General features: G+C 38.8%; 3 protein-coding genes and 1 tRNA gene. 1 reads left to right on the forward strand and 3 read right to left on the reverse strand.

From position 1 onward, the window contains the following. Positions 1-64: 64 nt before the first annotated feature. From HC176_RS06965 to HC176_RS06975, 3 genes are all read right to left on the reverse strand, one after another. The gene (locus HC176_RS06965; RefSeq protein WP_167917468.1) at positions 65-3,940 is read right to left on the reverse strand and encodes a hybrid sensor histidine kinase/response regulator transcription factor; all 3,876 of its coding nucleotides are present in this window, start codon (positions 3,938-3,940) and stop codon (positions 65-67) included. A gap of 243 nt (positions 3,941-4,183) precedes the next feature. After that, a complete protein-coding gene (locus HC176_RS06970; RefSeq protein WP_167917469.1) occupies positions 4,184-5,380 on the reverse strand; it encodes a DegT/DnrJ/EryC1/StrS family aminotransferase in 1,197 nt (398 codons plus the stop codon). Positions 5,381-5,510: 130 nt separating this feature from the next. After that, positions 5,511-6,140, reverse strand: coding sequence for an NAD(P)H-dependent oxidoreductase (locus HC176_RS06975; protein ID WP_167917470.1), 630 nt, complete (start codon positions 6,138-6,140; stop codon positions 5,511-5,513). Positions 6,141-6,324: 184 nt separating this feature from the next. Between HC176_RS06975 and HC176_RS06980 the strand changes: the two genes are divergently transcribed. Then, a tRNA-Ser gene (locus tag HC176_RS06980) sits at positions 6,325-6,409 on the forward strand. Positions 6,410-6,652 lie beyond the last annotated feature (243 nt).

The raw sequence follows: 6,652 nt of genomic DNA on the forward strand, positions 1-6,652 counted from the left end.
GTTACAGAGTATGCAAGATATGTTACAGCACAAAAAAACCTTTAAAAACCTATGTTTAAAGCTTTTAGCTTTGCTGAAGATATTCGTTTGGCGTGCAATTATAAACTTCCTTGAAGCATTTAATGAAATAGGATGGCGTATTGAAACCGACTTGATAAGCGATTTCTGAAATGGTTGAATCTGATTTTATCAAAAGATCTATGGACAGCTTTAAACGTTGCGACCTAATAAATTCTGAAGTGCTCACACCGGCAATGGCCTTTAATTTTCGGTGCAATTGCGTTCTGCTCATGCCCATGTTTTCGGCGAAAGCCACACTTGTAAAATCGGGGTTGATTAAATTATCATCCAGCACCGTTTTTAAACGTTTCAAGAAGTCTTCTTCGGTGGAAGAAATTTGAATATCGGGGTTCACCGTAAACCCTTTACTGAAATGCTTTTGAAGTTTTTCGCGGTTTTCAATCAATTTTTCAACCCGTAACTTTAGGGTTTCTGTATCAAAAGGTTTAGTTACATAAGCGTCTGCTCCCGTTTTTAAGCCTTCTTTTATGTTTTGCTCGCCCACTTTGGCCGTTAAAAGTATTATGGGTATGTGGCTAGTTAACGCATCGTGTTTTAAAGTATTGCACAAATAAATACCATCCTGGATCGGCATCATCACATCACTGATAATCAAATCGGGGATTTGCTTCAGTGCCTTTTTAACGCCTATTTTTCCGTTTTTGGCCTCAATTATTTTATAATTGCTTTTAAAAATAGTAGCTATAAACGCCCGTATATCGGCATCATCTTCAACAATAAGCAAACTGGGGCTATCGTCGTTCAAATCTGCTTCAGCATGTCCATCACAAAGCAACTCCTCTTCAATGTCTTTTTTATATAGTTCTGAAGGTTGGAATGCCTTTTTACTTACCGGAAGCGTCACCGTAAATTGGATTTTATTGGTATCGATACTGTTCGCAATAATCCTTCCCTTTGAAAGTGTTACCAATTCCTTTACCAATGCCAGCCCTACCCCAACCCCTTCGGCCGTAGTATCGTCTTGGTAAAACCGTTCGAAAAGTTTTCCGAGGTCTTTTTTTGAAATTTCCTTGGTGGTATTGATTACCGAAAGCACCAAATTATCTTCCTTCTCGTTGGCATCAAAAATAATACGGCTGTTCTCCGGAGCATATTTAATAGCATTTGAAAATAAGTTTGAAACCGTTTTTTCAATAATATCAGGGTCATACCAAACCGAATTTAAGCGATCAATTTTACTGTCTATTTCAATATGTTTTTCGGAAGCTTTATACCGAAACGCCGAAACAATTTGGGTTAAAAGGATGTTCAAATTGCCTTTTGAAACTTTTAAACGTACCTGTCCGGAATCAATCATTGATAAATCCACCATCTGATTTACCAGATTAAGCAGCCTATTGGCATTTTGTTTCACCAAGCCCAATTCCTTTCGGTCTTCTGGTTTTAAATGGCCTTTGGACAATTGATGGTCTATAGGTCCCGAAATAAGTGTAAGCGGTGTTCTAAATTCATGTGAAATGTTGGTATAAAGTTTCGTTTTAAACTCGTCCAGCTTTTTTAATCGCTCAGTTTCGGCATGCTCGAGCTGCAACTGGGTTTTTATATTCCATCGAAATTTTAAATACCTATAAACCCCGAACATTATAAGTAAAAATAGCAATACATAAGCCAGTTTCATACCGTCTGTTAAGTACCAGGGCTTTAGAATGGTAAACGAAAAAAAAGCGGGCTCGTTATTCCAAACACCATCATAATTTGAAGAAATAACTTGAAAAGTATAGGTATTTGGCGGTAAATTGGTGTAATGTGCAAAATTAACGTTTTTCGGTGCCACCCACTCGTCGTTATAGTTTAGGAGTCTGTATTTGTACAAATTACGCTCTGGTTGCGAAAAATGCAAACTGGAAAACGTAAACGTTACGGTATTTTGGTTGTATTTTAATTCGGAATTTTGATTTAAAGGCCATTCCTTTGAAAAAACTTCAAACTTCGAAATAATGGTTTTGGGTTTAGCCGAATTATAAGTTAATTGCTCTGGATTGAACCAGTTGAGCCCTTCAAGCCCCCCAAAATAAATGGTACCGTGCCCATCTTTAAAATAAGCCCCAGTATTGAACTCGGTATCCTGTAAACCATCATCAACGCTAAATCCTTCAAATTTTTCGTTTTTGGGATCGAAACGGCACAAACCATTATTGGTACTCAACCATAAATTTTGATCGCTATCGGGCAACACGCCATAAACCACTTGGTTGGGCAAACCATCGCTTTTAGTATAAGTTCTTATGGATTGATTTACTAGATTGTATTTTTTTAAACCATTGCCATAAGTGCCCACCCAAAGCGTTTCGCCAACCAAAAGCAACGATTTTATTTTATCCTCCAGATCTTTAATTTTTTCAACCTTATCGGTTTTGGCATGCCATTTGAATACGCCCGAATTATCGGTACCAATCCATAAATCACCATTTTCGCCCTTAATTAAAGCCCGAATATTGTTATCGGTCAACCCCGAATTTTCAATATTAATTTCCTTGAGAATGCCTTGGATTTTATCAAACAAAATAACACCTTGTCGCTCTGTAGCTAACCATCTTCGGTTTTTCGATTCGGGCAAAATGCGCCAAATGGTATAACCTGTCAATTCAGGATAAAAACTATAATGCTTTAAATTTTCAATAATATTTAGTCCGTAGCCTTGGTGCCCTACCCAAAGATCGTTTTCAAAAATATTTAAGCTTATTATGCGATTGCTGTTAAGATCAGAATTATCAGTGGTTAAAGTTTTATAAGTTTCATTTTTGGTATCGCCAAAGGTTAGTCCTTTTCCGGAAGTCCCAATCCAAAAGTTATCATTGCAATCAGTTGTAAAACTTCTTACCATATCTACATTCACCGACCGTGGCACTTGGTTGTTGGTTAAAATATTGAATTTTATTAGGTGTTCGTCGTAATAACTGGCGCCAGTTCCATCCGAGCCAACCCAAATTACCCCAGTGATGTCTTCGTACAAACAAAGCATATCGTTATAATGGATGGCAAACGGATTGTTTTTATTGGCCTTGAAATTTTTGACACTTTTGGCGGGGAAATCAATTAAATAAACCCCATTGCCATAGGTAGCAATCCATAGGCGGTTTTTGCTATCTATTAACAAATCTTCAATGTTTAAATCTTCTGGAAGATTGGGGTGACTGTATTTTCTAAATTGATTGTTATTTACGGGCATGTAAAAGAGACCATTGCCAAACGAACCTAGCCAAACCCCACCATTACCATCGTTTTCCAATACGCTGAAATTGGTTTCCGAAGAAATTTCTACGGGAATTTTTACATAGCGTCCATTGCCATAAACCCGAAAAACCGCGTTTGAAGCTGCAGCCAAAACGTCTTTGCCTTGTTGCGCAATATGATAAACAGTAGTTTTGGCATCTTCATTTTTAAAAACCTTAAGGGTGTCTTTAGTTTTTGTATCGACTTTTAAAAGTCCGTTGCCATAAGTGCCAATAAAAAGATTTAAAGCTTCGTCCTGAAAAATAGAACTGGCCTTAAACGGAAGGTTAACAATTTTAAAATCATCCGTTTGTGTTCGGTAAAGTTCCAATTGCCCAGAATGGGTAATGATCCACAAGCGGTTTTGCGCATCAATATACACCTTTCCCAAGTTGCTAAATGTGCCTCGGGTAATATCTTCAAACTGTTTACTGTAATGTTTAAAAGATCGGCCGTTGTAACGGTTAAGACCGTCTTGCGTGGCAAACCACATGTAGCCAATGGAATCTTGAACCATACTGATAACGCTGTTTTGCGACAAACCGTGCTCTACCGTCAGTCCCCTAAAAGCCATCTGTTCTTTATGGTTTTGGGCAAAAACAGCAAACGTGATCAATAATACCAGAACCGTTCTTAATGTACTCATTTATAGGATTTCCCTATAAATCTACAAAAATACAGCGAACAATAAAGAATTTCTTGAAGCCGAGGTTCACATAAACAAAACCACGACATCTTAACTGTTATAAAGTCCTTTAAAATTGGGTCTGAAAATTGAAATTCCTTTATTTGGATTCCCTTCTTCACGGGAATGACAAATTCGACTGCGCTCATCGCACCGCAATATCAACGAAAACCACGACGCAAAGCGATCTGGAGTTCTTTTAGATTAACTGAGAACTTCCGAGATGATTTTAGCCATTTTTTGGGCGCGGATTTTCACTTCCTCTTCAGTCCACGATAACTTTATTAAACAGGAAATGTTTCGAGCAATGTAGTTATCGGATTGTGAAAAATCTTTAGTTTGAAGATATTTCAGCCCATCCTTCACTTCTTTTGAAATAGGGTATAATGATTTTAGATTCTTTAAATGCTCCCATTTACGGATGTAGTGCCAATTGTTGTTGTAGTAATGAAAACAGGCATCGACTCCATTTTGCTTAAACGCTTCTGAAACTTTGGTCGCTGATTCTAAATCTGGAAGGAAGAAACTTAAAAACCCGTAGCTTTCCTCGCCACCTTGAGGTACGGTTCGGAAAGTCACTTCGGGAATTTTGCTCAATTCCGATTTAATAATATTGAAATGCTTCATTTGAATCTCTATAAATTCAGGCAAACGTTTTACTTGCGCCAAGCCTACTGCAGCGTGCAATTCTGAAATCCTGAAATTATACCCCAAAAACGGATGGCCTTCCGCACCGCGATCGTTCCCCACGTGGTCGTGGCCGTGGTCGCTGTAATGATCGGCGTTGGTGTAATATGCCTTATTGTTGGTTACCACTGCTCCTCCTTCGCCACAGGTAATGGTTTTTACAAAATCGAACGAAAAACAGCCTAAATCGCCAATGCTGCCCAAAGGTTTATTTTTATAAGTGCCGCCAATGGCTTGGCAAGCATCTTCAATTAACAGTAAATTATTGGCTTTACAGATGTTTTGTAAAGCGTCCATTTTGGCCATGCTGCCACACATTTGCACCACCATAACGGCTTTGGTTTTTGGTGTAATGGCTGCCTGTACAGCTTCAGGGGCTAACCCTAAAGTGTCGTCGATATCCACTAAAACGGGAATGGCACCCAACATCATAATGGCTTCAAAACTGGCCACAAAGGTAAACGTGGGCATAATGACTTCGTCGCCAGCACCTACCCCTGCCGATGCCAAGGCTATCGATACAGCAGCAGTTCCGCTGGATACTAATTGAACGTGATTGGATTGTAAGGTGTTTTGAAGTTCGGCCTCCAGCTCTTTGGCTTTCCAATGGCCGTTTCGCATACCATCGAAACCGTAGCGCATCAACACGCCACTGTCTAAAACATCATTAACTTCTTTTCTTTCTTGTTCTCCAAATAGTTCGAATCCTGGCATAATATATTTGTTCTCTCTTTTAAATTTTGAAAATGCTGTTTTGCGTTAGGGATTGAGGCTTTGTAGGAGCTCGCCGACGAAGGAGGCAGCGACTGCCGAAAGCCCGACCCTTGGGTAACGCCCAAAAACACTAAATTTCGATAATGGCTTCTTCGATGGGTTTACGTACTTTTTTGAAACCTGAAAACATATCGTCGTCGGCACGGTAGCCGATGGGCAGAAGCAACACCGATTTTAATCCTTTTTCTTCGAGTTGAAGGATTTCGTCGTACTTCTCCGGTACGAAACCTTCCATGGGGCACGAATCAATACCCTCAATGGCGCAAACCGTCATTAAATTGCCCAGTGCAATGTAGGCTTGATTAGTGGACCATTTTTGGCGTTCTTGAACCGACATGCTTTTTATCATTTTTATGAGGTCCTCGCGATAGGGTTTTAAAATTTCTTCAGGGGTATTGCGGATGCCTTTTATATTATCGTAAAAGTCGGTAACATCGTCTTGCAGGATATTGTCCTGAATGCAAATAATAAGTAAGTGCGAGGCATCGACCACCTGTTTTTGATTATAAGCGTACTGCTGCAGCGGTGCACGCATGGCCTTATCTTTAACAATAATGAGTTTAATGGTTTGGAGACCAAACGAGGTAGCAGTAAGGTTAAAGGCTTGTTTTACTACGTTTAATTTGTCTTCGGGCAGTGTTTTTTCTGCATTGAATTTTTTGGTAGCGTAACGCCATTTTAGCTGCTTTATGGTATCCATTATAAATTATAATTTGTGCAAAAATAAGGTTTGTGTTTTGTTTTTCACAAATAACCTTGCAAAATATGATGGCGTGGCCTCACAGAAAATTATTTTAAAAAAACTGCACTTTTCTTTGAAAGAATTAAAAAAGGGTTTTATATTTGCACCCGCATTCAAGCAAATAGCTTGATGAGGCACTCAAGGAGAAATGGCAGAGTGGTCGAATGCGGCAGTCTTGAAAACTGTTGAGGGTCACACCTCCGGGGGTTCGAATCCCTCTTTCTCCGCTTTGAGATTTTAAAATCTCACCAAAACCCTTTAAAACGTATGTTTTAAAGGGTTTTTTCTTTTTAGCACATACCAAAATATTCATTAAATCGTGTAACAAAGGTGGTAAAATCGGGGATCAGTCCTAAAAGTTGGGGAGTTAAATAGTTTTATCTTTGGGGAAAATTAAATTTGTGGAAATTTCTAAAGAATTACTATCCTTATTGCTACCTGATTTTTTGGTAGACCATTTTAGTTTTATA

The sequence above is a fragment of the Tamlana crocina genome (genome assembly GCF_012037625.1).

Coding starts and splice junctions, on each gene's coding strand:
- HC176_RS06965 (WP_167917468.1), bottom strand. CDS start 3,940: ATGAGTACATTAAGAACGGTTCTGGTATTATTGATCACGTTTGCTGTT.
- HC176_RS06970 (WP_167917469.1), bottom strand. CDS start 5,380: ATGCCAGGATTCGAACTATTTGGAGAACAAGAAAGAAAAGAAGTTAAT.
- HC176_RS06975 (WP_167917470.1), bottom strand. CDS start 6,140: ATGGATACCATAAAGCAGCTAAAATGGCGTTACGCTACCAAAAAATTC.